Consider the following 18,867-nt stretch of genomic DNA (forward strand, 5'->3'; position numbering starts at 1 on the left):
GTGCGGCCGCTGCCCTCGGCCATTAGGGGTTTGTAGCTGGGCGGGCAGTTGGCCACGGCGCACAGGTCGCCCGCCTCGTCGTAGATGCCGATTTCGCGTATCCACCAGCCGCCCACGTCTTCGGGCAAGACTTGCTCGACAATGATCTGGCTGGTGTTGGCCGGGTCGATGGTCAGCTGGTTCAGCCCGGCACGGCGCACTTCGCGCACCAGTGCCTTTTGCGTGCGGCTGGGCATGGGCAGGTTGCCGTTGCCGTCGCCCACGGCCATGGTTTTCAGTTTCAGGGTCTGGCCCAGGGCGATGGCGTTGGCCAGCTTGGCCTCGCCCACTTCGGTCAGGATGGCAAAGTATGTGCTCATGGATAGATGGTCAGGGTGTCGATGGTATGGGATGCGCCGGCCTGCAACAGCGTGCCGCGCACTTCGATGGTTTCCGCGATCCAGGGATACACGGTCATGGCGTCGCCGTGGTAGGCGCAAGCGCCCGCGTAGATGCTGCCGCGACTTTCCAGATAGATGGCCAGGCCCGTCATGTGCCGGCTGACGGGCTTGGCGTCGGCAATCAGGCGCTCCATTTCCTGAAACATGGCGTCGGTGATGCCTGAGTCCAGCACACCGACGTCGAGGCGGAAGGTGCCCGGCACGCCGGCTGGGGTGGTTTGCCACCACTCGGTGATGCGGATCAGATAGCCCAGGGACTCGACCACGCGGCGCACGGCGGCAATCGTGCCCTTGTGCTTGTGGATGAAATAGGACGCCTTGATGGTGCCCCGCTTGGTCGATTCGGGCCAGGCGTCATCCCAGCGGTCGACCGAACAGGCCCACGCCAGAAACGGCAGCAGGGCAACCGGGCAGCGGTCGGCGTTCCACAGGTCGCGCAGCGGCACGGGCACGTTGACCAGCTCGGCGCAGGCCACGGCAATGGCGCGTTCCAGCGCCGTGCTGTTGGGCGGCAGGGGCGAAACAAGCTTATTCATCGAGCACCACGACATTGAGCTTGATGGCCGTGCAGCGCGCGGCCTGAGTGGCGTTCAATTCCATATCCGCCGCCGGTTTGGTCAGCTCGACTTTGCGCACGCCCTCGACATGCACGGCGGCGCTGCAGGCAGAGCGATAAATGCTGTGGCCCAGCGGACGGCGCGGCTGCGACACGCGCACGGCGTTGGCGCGCGCGGCATCCAGCAGAATCGGCACTTCCGGGCCGACGCCGATAAACAAGGTGGCCTCGATCTGGTAGTCGATGACCTGGGCGGCCTGCACGCTCAAGCGGTCGCCCAGGGGGCGTACTTCCTCGGCGTTGAGCGTGCGCGCCACGGTGGCCAGCAATTCGGCGCTGGCGATGCCGGTCGCATCGTTGGCCAGCACCGTGACGGTGACGCTGGCCGGCGCGGGGCTGGTGGCGCTCGCGTCCTTGACGCGGCCGTCGCTGCTGCGGGCGTGGAATTCATAGGAAGCTTTCGGGCCGGCGACGGACAAGCCGTCCGGCGCTTCCTGGATGCGCAGGCGGTAGGCGTCGTTGTCTTCCATGACGGCGGCCACCGGCGGCAGGGCGCTGGGATTGGCCGGCGTGATGACCAGGCGCACCACGTTGACGTTGGCGCCCAGCTGATCCAGGTCGCCGTCTAACGCAAACGCCAGCATGACGGCCTTGCCGGCATCGTTGACGCGGTTGCGCAGGATGGTTTCCTGATACGCGTTTTCTTCCAGCAGCTTGGTGGCCGGCTCCGATTCCAGTTCCAACAGGGCCGTGACGGCCGCGCGCTGGGCGTCCGGCAGCAGGCTGACCAAATGCGCTTTGCGCGTGGCGAGGATGGCCTCAAAGTCCAGCGCTTCCACCACGCTGGGCGCCGGCAACTGGGTCAGGTCGATGGGCGTGCTCATACGGCACCGCCTTGCTTGACGGGCACGGCCAGGGTGATGCCCTGGCCATCCGCCGTGCCGTCGAGCAGCAGGGTGATGGCGCCGTCCGTGTCGCGCGTGAGCTGCACGCTGGCGAGCTGCAAACGCGGCTCCCAGCGGCGGAGGGCAAAGGCGGTGGCGGCATAGATGCGCAATTGCGTGGCGTCGTGCAAGGGCTGGTCGATCAGCTCGGGCACTTCGGAGCCGTAGCGCCGGCGCCGGATACGCGAACCCATGGGCGTGGTGAGAATGTCGGCCACGGACTGGCGCAGGTGATCCAGACCCGTCAGGCTGCGCCCGGTAGCTGCGTGCATGCCCATCATGCTTGTGGTCCGCCGGATTGGTCGCCGCCGGCCTTGACGCCGCTGTGCGCATGCTTGGCCAGGCTGATGGCGCCGGCCAGCACGTCCGCGCTGGCCTTGATCGTCCCTTGCACGGCCATGGCCACGCCGCCAGCGGCGCCGGCCTTGGCATTCACGCCGCCGTTCAGGGCGGTGGCGCCGTTGACGGTGGTCGATTGCTCGACCAGCAGATTGCCCATGATGGTCAGGTCGCCTGTGCAGATAGTGCTCGGTGCGTTCGATGTGACCTTGTTGGCGGTGATGGTGGCGGTGCCGCCGGGGAGAGTCGCTGTCAGGGCATGGGCTGCTTGGTCGTACTGCACCACGGCGCCGTCGGGGTAATGCGTGGTGTGGATGGTATCGCTGGTTTCGGGCGCGTCAAATGCCTGCGAGTACAGCGCCGGCACGATGATGCCGCGCGTCAGGTCGCCGCCAGGGGAAAATACGATGACCTGTTCGCCGACCGTGGGCGCCGACCAGGTGCGCGTGCTGCCGGCGCGTCGGGTGGCCCATTTCAGCCATTCGGTGGTAAGCGTCGGCCCAAGCCGCACGCGCGCCTTGGCCCCTTTGACCTCGGCGATGGTTCCCAGGCGGATCAGGTTTTGCAGCAAGCGGAGGAGGTCGGACAGGTCGGCGTTCATGCAGTGCATGTTGCCGAAGTCCGCGTGCGGATGCACGCGGGGGCGGGTTGATAAGAGGCTTAGTGCCTATGGCAGACACTGAGGAACAAACTTATATTTCAACACTGGGTAGCGAGGCGGTGACGGTCCGCTTTCAGCCAAAGAGGACCGTCAATTTTCATATCTAGCATTAGCCGAAAGCAAGCGATTGAAATGAAGGGCGACTTACTCGGAATCACCAAGAAGAATCTCGTCGCTAGATTGGGCCTCGTCTTCAAAGCGTCGAATTGCACGCAATTGCGTCATAATTTCATCGCCATATGGTGTTAATGTCCAATACGTACCGGAGTCTTTAACGCTTCTAGTTTTTTCGTTTTTCGTGATAAGGCCTAAGGCGCGAAGTTGAACTTTGATGGTCTGAAAGTCGTCTTCGTTTATGTAAAAGTGTTGTAGTGCGTGGTGAGCGAGCCTCTTGTCTGCGCGCAAACGCTCAAGACTCTCTGTTTCGGCAAGATTGTCAAGTGCTTTTTTTAGCTCGGGTTCAGTCGCCTCATGAATCATTAATGGTGCAATGCATGCAAATATTTCATTCCATGTGGGCGAAAAGTTGGAATTCCACTTTTGGTTTTGATATTCGCCTGGCGGTCTTGATGAAAATGAAAATCTTATTGAATGATCTTCATCGCTTTGCGCTAACCCTTCAGAACCCTTGGGCGCAGAAATACGTGCCCGAGATAACTCGGTTTGGAGGTCTTCAACACGGCGACGTAGCTGGAGCAATTCCATCGTTGCTTCGCGATCTGCCAATTCGTTGGCCCGTACCCAACCCACCGCTGGGGTTGACTTAATCAGCTGAATTAAACTCCTACTTACGACAGACCCAAGCTCTTGAGCCGACTCCCAGTGTTTGCAAAGCTTTTGCTCGACAGATTCCCGAAACGCTTGTAACTTTTCTTTGCCTTCAGTTGTCGATTCCGACTTGTCTGCGATAATCTTCCCTGGACTACGGTGCAGGAAGGCAATTGTTGGCTTGCCGGTTGAGAGTGCATATCGATATTCCATCTCCGTATAGCTGATGCCTTCAGTCCCAATCGAGCCGTAGCGACCTCCGAGAATCAAAATGTAGTAATCGCAGTCATCTATCACCTTTTTGATCAAGTTCCACTGAGTCTCATTCGCAGCTGGGAAAAGCTCCATGCCGGAGGGTATACAATCCAGTTCAAGGAGTGCGTGCATGACTTCCTGCCTCTCGTCTTCGAGGTCGCGGAACGTACTGCTTACGAAAACTTGGTATCTCTTCTCCACTTACGCTCCTAGTTCTTGAGTCGACAATTTCGACAACATGCGAATTTAACTCATTTAACAACTAATGTCAGGCGAAGTTTTGTTTTGATATGTCTTAGTTTCTTTCCATATGACGAAGCAACGATTCACGTATTAACGTCCGATCCGGTTCACTCAAGCCCAGCAGCCGGCGCTCCGGGTACTTGTAGACGGGCCCTTTTTTGGTAATGCGGTCTTGCCGGCCAAACTGATGCACATGCGCCACGCGTGCCACCCAGCCAAAGAACCCGACCTCGATCTGATCGCCCGTCGCCTTCACCTTCAGGTGTTTGGTAGTACGAATCTTGGCAAACATCGCCGCTTTCTGCCGCTTGATCCGCCCATTCTTCCCCTTGAATTCCTTGCGCCGCTTGCGCGCCGGGTAGGCCGCGCCATCCGGCCCCTGCTGCGCCTTGATGCGCTGCGCCTGGTTGCGGCGCAGGTCGATGGCGACCTGGTGATTGATGGCGCGGCGCTGGGCCGGCTGCAGCTTGGCCAGCAGGGCGCCGGCCCAGGCTTCCAGTGCATGCAGGTCGTCGCTCATGGCGTGGCCTCGGGCGTGCGCCATTCGGCCAGCAGGGTGTCGCCTGCGTACAGCTTCCAGAACTCGTCCGCATAGGCCGGCATTTGCTGTATCTCTGCCAGGTGCTTGATGTCGAGGCGGCCCGCCTCGCCGGTCTTTACTGCCACGCGCTCGGTCAGGTCCAGCTTGATCGAAATATCGACCGTTTCGTGGTTGTTGAAGTCTACTTCGAAGGCAATGCCGTGCTTGCGGGTTTCCTCGTTGGCCATCAGGTCGAGCTGGTGGACTTTCAGCCAGGCGATCAGGGCCACCATGATGGCGTCGGCGTCGCCCGCGTAGTCGGTGACGATCAGATTGAGCTTGAAGCGGTATTCGAACGAGAGGGAGGCGGTGGCCGATGCCACCACGTTGCCCTCGTCGGCGAAGACCAGCAGGCGGTCGGGGTCGCGCTGCAGGTCGGGGATGGCGGCGGCCAGGTGCTGGCGTAGGCTATTCGGTTTGTACATGGTAGGTGTCTCGCACGGTGTTGTAGGCGTCGATGCAGGCGTTTAGCTGGCGGGTGGCGTCGTCGCCGTCGCCGGCAATGGCGTCAAGAGCTGCCGCAGTCGTTGGGTCAAGTTCGGTGCGCGTTTGGTGCCGATGGCCTGCGGCAGCGGTGGAATCTGTAGTTGCGGCGCACTGGCCGCTGGCAACGGGGATTGACAGGCGCACAGCGCCGCTGCGCACGTCAGCATGGAAACGGTCGCGTTCAGTTTTTGCATGGGTTTGCTCCTGGGTGAGGTGGTTGGCGCGCTGCGCCAGGGCTGTGCCGGTGGTGCGCTCAAGGGTGAGCACGCGGGCGGTGGCCAGGGCCAGTTCGGTGGCGGCATTGGTTTTGCTGGTGGCGGCCGCCCGCTGCAGTTCGGCGATGCTGGCATCCTTGCGCCAGCCCTGCGCCGTCCAGCCCGCCAGGGCGCCGCACAGCAGGCAGGCGGCCAGCGGGCGCCAGGTGGTTGTGGTCACATGGCCACCCGTTCCTTGATCCAGCCGAACAGAAAACGGCGCTGGCTCTTGTTGGCTTCAGTGATTTCCAGGTAACGCGCTGCCTGCAGGCCGTTCAAGGCGCGCAGCAGCACGGTGGCGCCGTCCTGGCCGCGCCATTTCAGGAAGGCGGCCAGCGCGCCCAGCGACTGCGCACCCAGGCGGCCGTCGACGAACAGGGCGGGATAGCGGGTGCCCGTGTCATTGAAACCGTTCAGCCAGCGCTGCAGGAACTCGGCGGCACGGTGCGGCCCCATGTTCACGCCCGTGTCGATCAGTTCGGCGCCAATGCCGGCATGGATGGCCAGCACCTGGTCGAACTTCGGTTCTGTGATGTAGCGCGCCGTGTAGATGGCGCGCGCCACCGATACAGGCAGCTCGCGCATCGGCCCCGTGTAGCCGTTGGCGCGCGCCACGGCGACAGTGATGCCGTAATTGGTTTCGCCGCCTTTGTCGGCCGGGTCGTTCACGTAGCCGCCTTCGGCGCGCAGGATGGCGTCGATGGTGCGCGCGATCAGCGGGTTTTCAGTGGTGGCCATCAGTGTTCCTTCGCGTCTTTGACCAGCTCGGCGATGTCCTTGTCGCTGCGGCGCTGGAACCACAGGGCCACGGCGCGCGATACCCACCAGCCAGGCGCGCCGACGATCAGGTCGATGGCGCTGGCGTTGACCATGGCGCCGATGGCGGGGGAGCTGGGCGCACAGCAGCTGGTAGGCGGTGCCGCCCAGCAGGCACGAGAACACGCCGGCACAGGCCAGGCGGGCGACGAATTCGCCCTTGTTGAAGGTGCCGTCGCTGTTCAAGGGCGGCAGCACGATGTACAGCATGGCCGCGCCGACCATGCCCAGCGCCGCCTTGAAGCCGTACAGTTTGACCAGGGTGGCGAAACCACCAAACGATTCTGCGGACATTGCTTGTTTCTCCATGGTGAATATAAGTAAAAGTGTTGTTAGAAAATTAGTCCCATAGCTGCACAACGTCGGCCACGGTGGCCACGCTGGCAGCAGGTTCCGGCAGGGTGACGATCAGGCCGGCCGGCAGCACGGCGCCGTGGCGCGCCAGCGCGGGATTCATTTCCAGGGTTTGCTCGACGTATCCCGCGCCGTCGCCCAGGTAGCGCCACACCAGGGCGTCCACCGTGTCGTGCTGCTGTGTGCGTACCTGCATCAGATCAGTTCCACGGTCAGGTGCGTGCGCCCGACGATATCGGCGATGGCCCATTGCGCATTGCGCCGCTGCGCGCCGGGGGCCTCGTCGAGCCACTCCATGCTTTTCTTGTCGCTCACGGACGTGGCCGTGCTGTCGTAGTCGCGGTAGCGCTCGATCAAGTCGGCCTTCGCCGTGCTGTAGACGGCGCGCCGGTACTGCGACAGCAAGCGGGACTCGCGGTTGATGCGCGTGGCGGGCACATCGACCAGGGCGGTGATGCCGGCTGCGGCGTGCCTGCCCTGCCAGTCGGCCAGCTCGCGGTTGACCTGCAGGATGGCATCGACCACGGCTTGCACCAGGCGCGCGTCGGTGACGGTGCCATCCAGGCGCATGGCGTCGCGCATATCGGTGAGAAGGATGTCGGGAAACCAGCCGTCGTTTTCGATGATGCCGGGGGCAGGTGCCGGCGACGCCGGGACGGTACCGGGCGGGATCGACGGGGGCAGGGCCATGAAGGACATACGGGCGCTTTCAAAAGGGGGCGGTGGACGGGGTTCATCAGGTCGCTGGTTTGGCCAGAATCCCCCCGTGCCGCCGTGCTGCGGGGGATGCTCTTACGCGGAACCGGCCGCGCGCTTGATGCGCCGTTCCAACCGTTCCATATCTTTCTTGACGCCGCACGACTCGGACAGGGCGCGCGCGCGTTTCAGCTGGGCCATGGCCGTTTCCGCCTGCTGGACCAGCGCCGGGGCGATGTCCGTGTCGTCGGATTGATCGAGCACGGCGACCATGGCCAGGCCGATGGCCTTGTGCAGCTTGGCGCGCGCCTGGTCGGGCGCGTCGCTGGCGGCCGTCAGCTGTTCCACCTGGCCCAGCACCTGGGCCGCGTGCTGCGGATCGCTGGCCAGCTTGCCGTGCAAGTAGCCTTCGGCGAACTCGTCCAGCATCAGGGTGGCGATGTCGCGGCTGTAGGTGTCGGGCAGGGTGAACTTGTGCGCCAGCGCGTATTCGGCCATGACCAGGGCGCGTTCATACTCGCCCGTGTCGATGTGCCACACCAGCAAGGTGGCGAAGACGTCATCCTGCGCGCCCTTGCCGCCGGCCAGCACGCCGTCGATCCACTGTGCATAGTCGGGCAGCAAGGTGGCCTTGACCTCGATCTTGCGTTCGACCGACTGGATGGACTTCAGGCGGCGCCGGTCGTCGGCCAGCTTGTAGAGCATCATTTCGTAAGCCGTGCCGGTGGTGACGCCCTGCGGCGCAGCGGCGCCGGCCGTGCGCTCGGCCAGCATGCGCGCGCGGTGGCGCAGGGCGGGGGATTGGTTCGCCATCACTTGTCTTTCAGCTCGATGTTTTCCACCAGCGCGGCCAGGCCCAGGTCTTCGATCACGTAGGCGTCATTCGACGACTCGTAGTTCTCGATGCGGTCGCGCTTGGGCACGTCCTCGACGCGGCGGCGGCGCGCGCCTTCCTGGAAGTAGATCGACAGATTGTCGAAGCGGGTAATCAGGATGGCGTTGTCCGGGAAGAAGGGCACGCGCGCCGCCGGCAAGCCGCCGATGCGTTTCTGGCTGATGATGATGTCGGCCGCCAGGGTTTCCGTGGGCGCCTGCTTGGTGTTGACCAATGGGAAATATTTGTCGTTCAACAGCTTGCGCCCGACGATGGCCACCAGATTGGTGTCTTCCTGATACCACGGGTCCAGCAAGTTGACGGCATCCGTCACTGCCGCGTCGAGGTTGGCGTAGTCCGCATCGGCCACGTCGCCGATGATGACCTTGCCCGGCATGCCGTTGGCCACCAGGCCCAGCACGCGCTCGGGCGCCAGCTCGCGCAGGTGCTGCAGCCAGCCTTTATTGACGTCCTGCAGCAGCGGATTGGCGTCCAGATCGGTGTCGGCCATGGCTTTCACGCCATTGAAGCCGATGACGATGCGGTCGAGCGCCTGGCGCGTCAGGATGGCATTGGCCACACGCGACTGGAAGTCGGCGAACTTGGCCCAGGCGTCCAGCTTGGCGTAGTTCAGATGCGTGTCGAAGTTGGTTTGCTCGCAGCGGTATTTGGTGCCGTCCAGGGTGGACAGGTCGCGCGTCTTGCGTTCCTTGTCCTTGGTGTTGGTGCGGCCGGCAATCGGGCCGGATACGCCCAGGCCCAGCTTTTCGCCTTCCTGTTCGGTCACGCCGATGATGTTCACTTTCGACAGGAACTCGCTCGATTCCTGCATCTTCGTTTCCAGCTTTTGCTGCACGCTGGGCGTGACGCTGAAGGTCTTGGCCACGTTGTCTGTGTCGTTCAGTTGGCCCAGGCGGGTTTCATATTGGCCAAATACCTGGCGCGTTTGCTTTTTCATGAATCAGTGCTCCGTTGTTGAATGGGGTGTGGTGGATGGCGCGGGCGCTTAAAACTCGGTCTGCACGGCGCCGTCGTTGCCGGTGGCGGCCGGGCGGCGCGGGCCGTTGCCGGGCGCCTCGTCCATCTGCGCCTTGAAGGTGGCCAGCTCGTCCTGCGTCGCTTTCTGCGCCTTTTCCGCGGCATCGAGGCGCTTGAGGGCATCGGCATAGTTGTCGTTGGCGGTGACGACGTGGCCGGCCAGCGCCTCGACTGCTTCGCTGATGTCGGCGAACTGCGCGGCATCGGCGCCGGATTTGTTCGAAAAGCGCGACAACAGGTTTTTCACGGCGTCGGCCAGCCTGGTGCCCTGTGGCTCGTCAAATTCCAGCGTCACCTCGACGGCAGACGTAAACAGGTTGGTGCTTTGCTGCTTGCGGCTGGCGGAGAATTGCAGCGCCTCGGTGCCCAGGCTGGCGGGGCTGTCGGTGACGCCCAGGCCAACCAGGTAGGGCTGCGCCGAGTCGGCAAAGTCGGGCTGAATTTCCAGGCTGGTGTACAGCTTCTGTTTCGCCTTGTTGATGGCCACCAGTTCCGGCGTGGGTTCGATCTGCGCAAACAGGGCCAGTTTCTTGCCGCTTTCGGTGTCCACCTCTTCGGCTTTCACGGCGATCACGTCGCCGTAGGCCTTGAATTGGCTGTCGGGCAGGATGCCGCGAATGTGTTCCAGCCAGATGCGCGCGCCGTAGGTTTTCGGATTGTAGGTGGCGGCGATCTGCTCGATGGTGGCGCGGTCGATGTTGCGGCCGTCCGTGGTGGCGCCTTCGGTGGCGACGCGGAAAAATTTCGATTTGGACATGGTGGGCGTTCTCGGTTGATCGGATAACGCCATGGTCAACGTCTTGGCGCCGCGATTCAATGCGCTGCGGGTTGCTATGGGCCATAGCGACTTTTGCCTTTCCCCGCTCCGCGCGCGCGCGGCCTACGCTGGCGGCATGCTGACAATCGAGAAAACAAGCGAACAAACCCCCGACGAGAAAATCGCCGAACTGGCCGTGCCCGAGTCCGAGCCGCGCCGTGCCGCGCGCGCCCTGTACTGGAAGGGCTGGCGCATTTCGTCCATCGCCCGCCACCTGGGAATCAAGCGCAGCACGATCAATAGCTGGAAAGAGCGCGACGAATGGGACAAGGCCCAGGCCATCGAGCACGTGGAAGCTTCGGCTGAGCTGCGCCTGGTGAAACTGATCGAAAAAGAGGTCAAGAGCGGCAGCGATTACAAGGAAATTGACCTGCTGGCGCGCACCATCGTGCAGATGGCGCGCGTGCGCCGCTACGAGCAGCCGGGTGGCAACGAGGTCGATCTCAATCCCAAGCTGGCGAACCGCAATGCCGGGCCGAAGAAGAAGCCGACGCGCAACGACTTCAGCGAAGAACAGAAAATCCAGCTGCTTGACGCCTTCCAGGATTCGCTGTTCGACTATCAAAAGGTCTGGTATCGCAACGGCGACCAGCGCACGCGCGCCATCCTCAAAAGCCGCCAGATCGGCGCCACGTGGTACTTCGCGCGCGAGGCGCTGGCCGACGCCATGGAAACGGGCCGCAACCAGATTTTCCTGTCCGCGTCGAAGTCGCAAGCCCACGTCTTCAAGCAATACATCGTGCAATTCGCGCGTGAGGCGGCCGGCATCGAGCTTACGGGCGACCCCATCGTCTTGCCGAACGGCGCGCACCTGTACTTCCTGGGCACCAACGCGCGCACGGCGCAGGGCTACCACGGCAATTTCTACTTCGATGAATTCTTTTGGACGCAGAATTTCCAGGAGTTGAACAAGGTGGCCTCGGGCATGGCCATCCATAAAAAATGGCGCAAGACGTATTTCTCCACGCCATCATCGACCACGCACCAAGCCTACCCATTCTGGACGGGCGAGCTGTTCAACAAGCGCCGCGCCAAGGCCGAGCAACTCAACATCGATGTTAGCCACCAGCGCCTGGCGTCCGGCTACACGGGCGAAGACAAGATATGGCGCCAGATCGTCACCATCCTGGACGCCGAGCGCGGCGGCTGCAACCTGTTCGACATCGACGAGCTGCGCAACTTCGAATACAGCCCGGACCAGTTCGACAACCTGCTGATGTGCAATTTTATCGACGACTCGGCCTCGGTCTTCCCGCTGGCCGAGCTGCAGCGCTGCATGGTCGATTCCTGGGTGGAGTGGGACGACTACAAGCCCTTGCTGGGCCTGCGCCCGTTCGGGAACCGGCCCGTGTGGATCGGCTACGACCCGGCCTTGAACGGCGACAGCGCCGGCTGCGTGGTGTTGGCGCCGCCCATGACGGCCGGCGGCAAGTTCCGCATCCTGGAGCGCCACCAGTGGCGCGGGCAAAGCTTCGAGGATCACGCCGACGCCATCCGCCAGATGACCCAGCGCTACAACGTCGAATACATCGGCATCGATACCACGGGCATGGGCATCGGCGTGCTGCCTATCGTGCGCGGTTTTTTCCCGGCTGTCACGGCCCTGAATTACTCGCCCGAAGTCAAGACCCGCATGGTCTTGAAGGCGAAAAACATCATCAGCAAGGGGCGGCTGGAGTTTGACGCCGGCTGGACGGATATCGCGCAATCGTTCATGGCGATCCACAAGACCCTCACCCCCAGCGGGCGGCACGTGACCTATATCGCCGGCCGCAGCGACGAAACCGGCCACGCCGATCTGGCGTGGGCCTGCATGCACGCCCTCGATCACGAGCCATTCGAAGGCACGACCGACAACCACCACTCTTTCATGGAGATTTATTCTTGAGAAAAGCACGACATTTGCGCGCGCGGCCAGCAGGGCCAAGGCGCCCCATCAACAGCGGCTACGGCACCGGCCGCCGCCGGCATCGAGGCGTTTTCCTTCGGCGACCCGACGCCCGTGCTCGAGCACGCCGATATTCTCGACTGCTTCGAATGCTGGAAGAACGGCCACTGGTACGAACCGCCCGTCAACCTGGCCGGCCTGGCCAAGTCCTTCAATGCTGGCGTGCACCACAGCAGCGCCATCCACTTCAAGGCCAACGTGCTGACGTCCACCTTGATGCCGACGAAATACCTGTCGCGCGATGGCTTCAAGCGCATGGCCCTGGACTATCTGACCTTTGGCAATGCCTACCTGGAAGACCGGCCAAGCCGCAGCGGCAAGGCGCTGGCGTACCAGCATGCCCTGGCCAAGTACATGCGGCGCGGCGTCGACCTGGACACATATTTCTTCGTGAATGGCTACCAGGCCGTGCATGAATTCGACAAGGGCCGGGTGTTTCACCTGATGGAACCGGATGTGAATCAGGAGCTGTACGGCGTGCCGCAGTACCTGAGCGCCTTGCAATCGGCCTGGCTCAACGAGGCGGCTACTTTGTTCCGCCGTAAGTACTACAAGAACGGATCGCACGCCGGTTTCGTGTTCTACATGACGGACGCCGCCGCCAACACGCAGGACGTGGACAACCTGCGCCAAGCCATGCGCGACAGCAAAGGGCCGGGAAACTTCCGCAACCTGTTCATGTACGCGCCGAACGGCAAGAAGGACGGCATCCAGATCCTGCCCGTGTCGGACGTGGCCGCCAAGGACGAGTTTTTCAACATCAAGAGCGTCACGCGCGACGACCAGCTGGCCGCGCACCGCGTGCCGCCGCAACTGATGGGCATCCTGCCGAACAATGCCGGCGGCTTCGGCGCCGTCGAGCCGGCCGCGCGCGTGTTCGCGCGTAACGAGCTGGTGCCGCTGCAGGCGCAGTTCATGGCGATCAACGAGTGGGCGGGCGTGGAAGTGGTGCGCTTCGCCCCGTATGACCTGGCCACAGGTGGGGAGGGCGCGCAATGAGCGACCACGTAGACAACACCGACAAGATCATCTTTGCTGAGGTGGCGCGCGGCCTGGCCGCCGTGCGGTGCCGGCCCGCCCTGGTGGCGCATGGCTGCTGCCACTATTGCGACGAGGCGCTGACGCCCTGGCTGCTGTTCTGCAATGTGGACTGCCGCGACGATTACGAGAAGGAGCAGGCAGCCAAGGCCCGCGCGGGCCGCGCAGGATGAGCGCCACGCCGCGATAGCCGGCAGGGCGGGGCCGCGACAGGCCAGCCGCGCCAGTGCGCCCCAGCCACCGTACAAGCCGCCCATGAGGCGGCTTTTTCACGTCCGGGCGGATGGTGTTGCACCAGAAGCAAGAAAAAGGCCTGTTTCGGCCCGGCGCGCGCAGTTGTCCCCCCTCCACACCTGCCCGCTATATAGGGGTCTTTTGACTCAAATTTGCGCCATGGCCGAAGGCGCATGAGGACTGGCGCAGCGGGGTGAAGTGGGGACATGCGATTTGACGCATTTTGACGCACTTTGAGCGGTTTTTTCTGCGGCTGGCGTTGTGCGACGTGGGAACGGTGTTGTTTTCGCGCTGTGCCGCGTCCTGGCGCGGTTTTGGCCCATGTATTGGCGTCTGCATTATGAGCATCATTCATCTTCACGCCCTCGCATCATTGCCGGGTATTGCGGCCTCAAGAACTCTTGATATACTGTATGGATATACAGTATTTTGCTTGGGTGTCACGATGATTGTTAAAATGTTAAAGATGCGCCTTGCTGGGGTGGAGGTGCCCAAGCGACGGCTGCATGATCGCTACAATTCGGCACGGCCCGGAACGTTGGAAGTCGTTGAAACCACAGACCAGGGCTTGCACCGTTTGGTAAGGCTGGCCCGCTTCACTTACGGAGAGAGCGGGAAGTACGTTGACACACTGTTCGATGTGAATTTGCTCTGGTATCGGGAAGGGTGCATGGTGTTGTCAGGGTTTGAGCGCAGCAAAGTGGATATGCAATTTTGCGACTATGCGCAGTCCTGGCTGTGTTTTGTCGGGACGGAGCCGCCGCCAATGCCGGAAGGCAGGTAGAATAATTTGCATGTGCGCCGACTATACCCCCAGCCGCAGCGATCAAATCGAACAGCATTTCGCTGTCCGCTCCCCCCAGTTTGACCTGCCGCCGGAAGCCTGGCCGGGATACATGGCGCCGATCATTCGCGCATCGCACGATGTGCCTGGAGAAATGGAAGTGGCACCGGCATGTTTCGGCATGGTCCCGCATTGGGCCGATATGAAGCTGGCGCGCCAGACCTATAACGCCCGCACCGAAACCGTGGCGCAGAAACCATCCTTCCGCAATGCCTGGAAGCGCAAACAGTTCTGCATTATCCCTGCCGATAACTTCTTTGAACCCTGCTACGAAACAGGAAAGCCGATCCGCTGGCGCATCGAGCGCGCCGATGGCATGCCGGCCGCCATCGCCGGTATATGGGAATTCCGGCCGCAAGACTTGCTGCTGTCGTTCTCGATGCTGACGATAAACGCCGATGGCCACCCGCTCATGCAGCGTTTCCACAAGCCTGATGATGAAAAACGGATGGTGATGATCCTCGACCCGGACCAGTATCATGGCTGGCTCGATGGTTCCCTTGTGACCGATGAGGATTTGTTCCAGCGGTATCCAGCAGAACGCCTCGTCGCTGTAGCTGATCCGCTTCCGCCGCGAACAAAGATAAGAGGTGCGAACGCCTCACTTGCAGTTGACTCCTGATCTCTCAAGAGTCATCTGTGGGGAAGGAAGTATGGGGAATGAATAGGCAGCGTTAATCAAGATCTGTCGATAGTGACTGCGCTACTGCCTAGTTTGCTAGAAATGCGATGAACTAGTTGCTTCCGCATGTCATGAGGCTGACAGGCGGTATATTAAGCAAGCGAGAATTAATAATGCAAAGAGGAAAGTTTTTGCTTTACATTCCACCAATCACAGGAATTTGTAATTCGTGGCATGCAGTAAACTGGATCGTCGCAGCCATACGACTTCTTGCATCTTTTTTCTTTAAATGCACCGGAAAGTAGTTCTTCGATAATTTTTTGGTACAGCAATTGTTCAGACATCGTAGCATCGATCTTGCGAAGTACAGGGTCGGCCAAAGATATCGCACGGAAGATTTCGCCAGCCTTGGCTAAATCTTCTTGGCGCTCAAACAAGTTGGTTTTTCCATCACGTGATGTCACTCGGCTGACAGCTAAGTCGGCTGGCAAATCTAACCAAAACGCGGCATCAGGAACAACTACATCTGCGCGGATGCGCTGCTCTATTGTTTTGTGATCAGCAACCAAAATTCCCTGATACGCAATAGTTGAGTAAAAGTAGCGATCCAAAATTACAACATTCCCTGCCTCTAGAGCGGGAATAATTTTCTTTTTTAGGTGATCTTGCCTATCGCAAATGAACGCGTCTAATTCTTCATCAAATGGCATCCGGCCCGTAAGCGCAGAATCCCGAAGCTTCTGTCCCCACTCGCCATCTGTTGGCTCCTTGGAAACAACGACCGTTTCGCCGACCCCTGCGAAGGCACTTTCAAGCAGGCGCACCTGTGTGGTTTTGCCAGCGCCATCGATGCCATCTAAGGCAATTAAAATTCCAGGATAAGTAGTCATCCGCGCAGTATAGCAAAAATGAACTCTGAATAGAACCAGTTAAATGTGGTCGTGCAAGGCGTTTCCGGGGCGATTTAGGGCACTTGATTGACCAGATTGGCCTGGAATACTTGCAATTTCCTAACGGTCGAATTCGGTGACGTCGGATCGTCAGCAAGACTCGCTGTCCCTTTCCTGTCGAGAGGTCCTGTGGAGGTGGTCGCATATGCGAAGGCACCCACTCAGTCTACTTGGCATATAAGGTGCGGCATTCAGCATACTCAATGGGGTAGGAGGAGGTCAAAAAAAAAGCTGTCATTTTGTTGTCATTTCTAGGCTAAAACAGCCCAAAAACAACCCAAATAATGACAGCCTTCTTCTTGCTAACTACTTGATTCTAAACAATTCAGTGGTGGAGACGGCGGGAATCGAACCCGCGTCCGCAAGCACTCCACAGACAGTTCTACATACTTAGCACTATCATTTAATTTAACTCAGCCAGCACGGATGTGCACGTTATGGGCAAGCGAGTTACCTATTATTTAGTCGGACGCTAAGTAACCCAGCGTACGACGAGTCCCTGTAAATGACTCTAGAGCTTTTGACGGCCCACCCCAGGGACGAGGTGTTCTAGAGCTAACAGCGATTAAGCTGCCAGTGCGTACGAGTTATCGTTTGCAGTTAAGTTTTTTCTGGGTGTATTTACGAGGTAACCAGCCCTCGGTATGCCCTGCGCTGCTTTGCAACCCACGTCGAAACCAGGTCGTCCCCACAGAACCTTCATTGTAGCGCAATCTTCACACTCTTGCATGACGCATTCGCAGTAATGGACATATGGCCAGGCTGATGCGGTTTCAAGCCACTCTCACGCCGCCAGCTGACGCTCCCGCGCCGCTTTTACCACCGTGCTGACCAGCTCCAGCAACGCTTGCGGCGTGTCCAGCAGATGGTCGGCCTTCCAGTGCTGCGGCTCGATGGCGCCGCAATAGCCCCAGGCGCAGGCGACCGTGCGCATGCCGGCGGCGCGGCCGGCCTGGATGTCGCGCAGGTCGTCGCCCACGTACCAGCAGTCTTGCGGCGCCAGGTCCAGGCGGCGGGCCGCTTCCAGCAGGGGGGCGGGGTGGGGTTTCGGGTGCGCCATGGTATCGCCCGAGATCACGCAGCCGGCGCCGCCCAGGCCGATCTGGCCGACCAGCGGGTCGGTGAAGCGGGCCGCCTTGTTGGTGACCACGCCCCAGGCCAGGCCCAGGGCGCTCAAGCCTTCCAGCATGGCGGGGATGCCGTCGAACAAGCGGCTCTCCACGGCCAGGGCCGCTTCGTAGTTGGAAAGAAAAGCGTCTTTCAAGGCTTCATAGCCGCTTTCGCCCGGCTGCACGCCATACGACGCGGCTATCATGCCGCGCGCGCCCGCCGAGGCGGTGGGGCGCAGGATGTCGTACGGGGTCGGTGCCAGGCCGGCGCGCGCGCGCAGCAGGTTGATGGCCGCCGCCAGGTCGGGCGCGGTGTCGGCCAGGGTGCCGTCGAGGTCGAACAGGATGGCGCGCGGGGCTGGCAGATGGTCAGTGATCATGGCGGGCGAAATGTGTCAAGTAGGAATGAAAAATGGCGGCCGCAGCCGCCTTGTTTTGTGCGTGATGGTTACAGGGGCCGGGTGCAGGCCACCAAATAATTGACGCTGGTATCGCTGTTAAGTGAGTAAATCTTGGTCAAGGGATTGTAGCCCATGCCGCGCATGCTGTTGACGTCCAGGCCGGCGCTGCGCACGTATTGCGACAGTTCGGCCGGGGTGATGAATTTGTCGTAGTCGTGCGTGCCTTTCGGCAGCAGGCGCAAAAGGTATTCGGCGCCCAGGATGGCGAACAGGTAGGCTTTCGGGTTGCGGTTCAAGGTCGACAGGAAAACATGGCCGCCCGGCTTCACCAGGGCGGCGCAGGCCTTGACGATGGCGGCCGGGTCCGGCACGTGCTCGAGCATTTCCATGCAGGTCACGACGTCGAACTGGCCAGCCTCTTCCTCGGCCATGGCTTCGGCGGCGATCAGCTTGTAGCGCACCTTGGCGCCCGATTCCAGGCTGTGCAGGTCGGCCACCTTCAGCGCCTTGTCGGACAGGTCGATGCCCGTCACGTCGGCACCCTTGCGGGCCATCGATTCGGCCAGGATGCCGCCGCCGCAGCCGATGTCGATCACGCGCTTGCCGGCCAGCGGCACTTTCGCGTTGATCCATTCCAGGCGCAGGGGGTTAATTTCGTGCAGGGGACGAAACTCGGAAGTGGGGTCCCACCAGCGGTGGGCCAGCTCACTGAATTTTTGGATTTCAAGAGGGTCGGCGTTCATAGGTCGAATAATAGCGGCAATTTTACAATTGGGCAGCCACGGACGAAAAAAAACCCCGCCGTAGCGGGGTTTTTTCATGCAGTCCTTGACTTGCGCGCCAACTTGCGGCAAGCGCCAGGTTTGCGGTTCAGCTATTACTTGTTGCGGGTACCGACAACTTCGATTTCCACGCGACGGTTTTTAGCACGGCCTTCAGCGGTAGCGTTGCTAGCCACTGGTTGTTTTTCGCCTTTGCCTTCGGTGTACACGCGGTTGCTTTCAACGCCTTTGGAAACCAGGTAGGCTTTGACAGCATCAGCACGACGTACCGACAGTTTTTGGTTGTAAGCATCGGTGCCGACGGAGTCGGTGTGACCCACAGCGATGATGACTTCCAGGTTGATGCCGCCCAGTTGTGCGGTCAGCTCGTCCAGCTTGGCTTTGCCGTCTGGCTTCAGCGTAGCTTTGTCGAAATCGAAGAATGCATCAGCAGCGAAGCTGACTTTTTCCGAGGTAGGAGCAACGACGACTGGTACTGGTACCACGACGACTGGTGCTGGAGCAACTACGACTGGTGGCGGAGGTGGAGCCACGCATTTGCCGTCTTGCAGAGTTTCTGGCTCTACGCACAGGGGGACGTCGCAACCTGGCACCGCGTCAGCAGGTGTCCAGTAACCGGTACGCCAGCACAGGCCGAATGGGTCACGCACGATAACGCCGCGAGCATCTTGCACGTAAGCGCTTTTTGGGCTAGGTGCTTTGATGTCAGTAGTAACTGGCGCGAACGGTGGGGAGGTTGGGGTTTGGGCCGAAGCCGAGCCAGCAATCACTGCGGATGCAGCGAAAAACAGCGTTACAAATTTATTCATTCTTTTTTC

At 61.0% G+C, this 18,867-nt stretch carries 26 protein-coding genes and 1 other RNA gene; 6 read left to right on the top strand and 21 right to left on the bottom strand.

The window, feature by feature from the left end:
• The 11 genes from ACZ92H_RS19345 to ACZ92H_RS19395 all read right to left on the bottom strand — a co-directional run.
• A partial coding sequence (locus ACZ92H_RS19345) for a phage tail protein (RefSeq protein ID WP_465052365.1) occupies positions 1-359 on the bottom strand: 359 nt, incomplete at its 3' end.
• On the bottom strand, positions 356-976 hold the full coding sequence (locus ACZ92H_RS19350; protein ID WP_465050669.1) for a phage tail protein I: 621 nt from the start codon (positions 974-976) through the stop codon (positions 356-358). The genes ACZ92H_RS19350 and ACZ92H_RS19345, both read right to left, overlap by 4 nt.
• Positions 969-1,880 (bottom strand): baseplate assembly protein, encoded by a 912-nt coding sequence (locus ACZ92H_RS19355; protein ID WP_465050670.1) that lies wholly within the window; start codon positions 1,878-1,880, stop codon positions 969-971. The genes ACZ92H_RS19350 and ACZ92H_RS19355 overlap by 8 nt, the downstream gene beginning before the upstream one ends.
• Positions 1,877-2,212 carry a GPW/gp25 family protein gene (locus ACZ92H_RS19360; RefSeq protein ID WP_465050672.1) on the bottom strand — a complete coding sequence of 112 codons (336 nt, stop codon included), beginning with the start codon at positions 2,210-2,212 and terminating at the stop codon, positions 1,877-1,879. Before ACZ92H_RS19360 ends, ACZ92H_RS19355 begins: the two co-directional genes overlap by 4 nt.
• A gap of 5 nt (positions 2,213-2,217) precedes the next feature.
• Complete coding sequence (locus ACZ92H_RS19365) at positions 2,218-2,880, bottom strand: phage baseplate assembly protein V (protein WP_465052366.1); 663 nt, start codon at positions 2,878-2,880, stop codon at positions 2,218-2,220.
• 204 nt (positions 2,881-3,084) lie between these two features.
• Positions 3,085-4,164, bottom strand: a complete 1,080-nt coding sequence (locus tag ACZ92H_RS19370) for a DUF4062 domain-containing protein (protein WP_465050674.1) — start codon at positions 4,162-4,164, stop codon at positions 3,085-3,087.
• 94 nt (positions 4,165-4,258) lie between these two features.
• A complete protein-coding gene (locus tag ACZ92H_RS19375) occupies positions 4,259-4,726 on the bottom strand; it encodes a phage virion morphogenesis protein (RefSeq protein WP_465050675.1) in 468 nt (155 codons plus the stop codon).
• Positions 4,723-5,211, bottom strand: a complete 489-nt coding sequence (locus ACZ92H_RS19380) for a phage tail protein (RefSeq protein ID WP_465050676.1) — start codon at positions 5,209-5,211, stop codon at positions 4,723-4,725. Before ACZ92H_RS19380 ends, ACZ92H_RS19375 begins: the two co-directional genes overlap by 4 nt.
• Positions 5,195-5,707 carry a lysis system i-spanin subunit Rz gene (locus tag ACZ92H_RS19385; protein WP_465050677.1) on the bottom strand — a complete coding sequence of 171 codons (513 nt, stop codon included), beginning with the start codon at positions 5,705-5,707 and terminating at the stop codon, positions 5,195-5,197. The genes ACZ92H_RS19380 and ACZ92H_RS19385 overlap by 17 nt, the downstream gene beginning before the upstream one ends.
• Positions 5,704-6,264 carry a glycoside hydrolase family 108 protein gene (locus ACZ92H_RS19390; RefSeq protein WP_465050678.1) on the bottom strand — a complete coding sequence of 187 codons (561 nt, stop codon included), beginning with the start codon at positions 6,262-6,264 and terminating at the stop codon, positions 5,704-5,706. Before ACZ92H_RS19390 ends, ACZ92H_RS19385 begins: the two co-directional genes overlap by 4 nt.
• Positions 6,264-6,398: a hypothetical protein gene (locus tag ACZ92H_RS19395; RefSeq protein ID WP_465050679.1), complete on the bottom strand. Its 135-nt coding sequence runs from the start codon at positions 6,396-6,398 to the stop codon at positions 6,264-6,266. The genes ACZ92H_RS19390 and ACZ92H_RS19395 overlap by 1 nt, the downstream gene beginning before the upstream one ends.
• Between ACZ92H_RS19395 and ACZ92H_RS19400 the strand changes: the two genes are divergently transcribed.
• On the top strand, positions 6,397-6,666 hold the full coding sequence (locus tag ACZ92H_RS19400; protein WP_465050680.1) for a hypothetical protein: 270 nt from the start codon (positions 6,397-6,399) through the stop codon (positions 6,664-6,666). The genes ACZ92H_RS19395 and ACZ92H_RS19400 overlap by 2 nt on opposite strands.
• A gap of 16 nt (positions 6,667-6,682) precedes the next feature.
• On the opposite strand, the gene ACZ92H_RS19405 is transcribed toward ACZ92H_RS19400, so the two are convergent.
• The 5 genes from ACZ92H_RS19405 to ACZ92H_RS19425 all read right to left on the bottom strand — a co-directional run bounded on the left by ACZ92H_RS19405 (position 6,683) and on the right by ACZ92H_RS19425 (position 10,061).
• Positions 6,683-6,892, bottom strand: a complete 210-nt coding sequence (locus tag ACZ92H_RS19405) for a tail protein X (protein WP_465050681.1) — start codon at positions 6,890-6,892, stop codon at positions 6,683-6,685.
• Positions 6,892-7,395: a head completion/stabilization protein gene (locus tag ACZ92H_RS19410; protein ID WP_465050682.1), complete on the bottom strand. Its 504-nt coding sequence runs from the start codon at positions 7,393-7,395 to the stop codon at positions 6,892-6,894. Before ACZ92H_RS19410 ends, ACZ92H_RS19405 begins: the two co-directional genes overlap by 1 nt.
• 93 nt (positions 7,396-7,488) lie before the next feature.
• The gene (gene gpM / locus ACZ92H_RS19415; protein ID WP_465050683.1) at positions 7,489-8,205 is read right to left on the bottom strand and encodes a phage terminase small subunit; all 717 of its coding nucleotides are present in this window, start codon (positions 8,203-8,205) and stop codon (positions 7,489-7,491) included.
• Positions 8,205-9,224, bottom strand: coding sequence for a phage major capsid protein, P2 family (locus ACZ92H_RS19420; RefSeq protein ID WP_465050684.1), 1,020 nt, complete (start codon positions 9,222-9,224; stop codon positions 8,205-8,207). The genes gpM and ACZ92H_RS19420 overlap by 1 nt, the downstream gene beginning before the upstream one ends.
• A gap of 48 nt (positions 9,225-9,272) precedes the next feature.
• Positions 9,273-10,061, bottom strand: a complete 789-nt coding sequence (locus ACZ92H_RS19425) for a GPO family capsid scaffolding protein (RefSeq protein WP_465050685.1) — start codon at positions 10,059-10,061, stop codon at positions 9,273-9,275.
• Positions 10,062-10,197: 136 nt separating this feature from the next.
• Between ACZ92H_RS19425 and ACZ92H_RS19430 the strand changes: the two genes are divergently transcribed.
• The 5 genes from ACZ92H_RS19430 to ACZ92H_RS19450 all read left to right on the top strand — a co-directional run bounded on the left by ACZ92H_RS19430 (position 10,198) and on the right by ACZ92H_RS19450 (position 14,807).
• On the top strand, positions 10,198-12,009 hold the full coding sequence (locus ACZ92H_RS19430) for a terminase ATPase subunit family protein (protein ID WP_465050686.1): 1,812 nt from the start codon (positions 10,198-10,200) through the stop codon (positions 12,007-12,009).
• 12 nt (positions 12,010-12,021) lie between these two features.
• A complete protein-coding gene (locus tag ACZ92H_RS19435) occupies positions 12,022-13,068 on the top strand; it encodes a phage portal protein (protein WP_465050846.1) in 1,047 nt (348 codons plus the stop codon).
• On the top strand, positions 13,065-13,280 hold the full coding sequence (locus tag ACZ92H_RS19440; protein WP_131377910.1) for a hypothetical protein: 216 nt from the start codon (positions 13,065-13,067) through the stop codon (positions 13,278-13,280). The genes ACZ92H_RS19435 and ACZ92H_RS19440 overlap by 4 nt, the downstream gene beginning before the upstream one ends.
• A 401-nt stretch (positions 13,281-13,681) precedes the next feature.
• Complete coding sequence (locus ACZ92H_RS19445; RefSeq protein ID WP_465050687.1) at positions 13,682-14,125, top strand: hypothetical protein; 444 nt, start codon at positions 13,682-13,684, stop codon at positions 14,123-14,125.
• 10 nt (positions 14,126-14,135) lie between these two features.
• Complete coding sequence (locus ACZ92H_RS19450) at positions 14,136-14,807, top strand: SOS response-associated peptidase (protein WP_465050688.1); 672 nt, start codon at positions 14,136-14,138, stop codon at positions 14,805-14,807.
• A gap of 167 nt (positions 14,808-14,974) precedes the next feature.
• On the opposite strand, the gene tmk is transcribed toward ACZ92H_RS19450, so the two are convergent.
• From tmk to ompA, 5 genes are all read right to left on the bottom strand, one after another.
• Entirely contained in the window at positions 14,975-15,697 is a 723-nt protein-coding gene (gene tmk / locus ACZ92H_RS19455) for a dTMP kinase (RefSeq protein ID WP_465050689.1), read from the bottom strand.
• Positions 15,698-16,086: 389 nt separating this feature from the next.
• Positions 16,087-16,447: a transfer-messenger RNA gene (gene ssrA, locus ACZ92H_RS19460) on the bottom strand.
• A gap of 94 nt (positions 16,448-16,541) precedes the next feature.
• On the bottom strand, positions 16,542-17,246 hold the full coding sequence (locus ACZ92H_RS19465) for an HAD family hydrolase (protein WP_465050690.1): 705 nt from the start codon (positions 17,244-17,246) through the stop codon (positions 16,542-16,544).
• 68 nt (positions 17,247-17,314) lie between these two features.
• Positions 17,315-18,010, bottom strand: coding sequence for a bifunctional 2-polyprenyl-6-hydroxyphenol methylase/3-demethylubiquinol 3-O-methyltransferase UbiG (ubiG, locus tag ACZ92H_RS19470; RefSeq protein WP_465050691.1), 696 nt, complete (start codon positions 18,008-18,010; stop codon positions 17,315-17,317).
• A 134-nt stretch (positions 18,011-18,144) separates the two neighbouring features.
• Positions 18,145-18,858, bottom strand: a complete 714-nt coding sequence (ompA, locus tag ACZ92H_RS19475) for an outer membrane protein OmpA (protein WP_131373877.1) — start codon at positions 18,856-18,858, stop codon at positions 18,145-18,147.
• Positions 18,859-18,867: the final 9 nt, after the last annotated feature.

This window comes from Janthinobacterium foliorum, assembly GCF_978021625.1.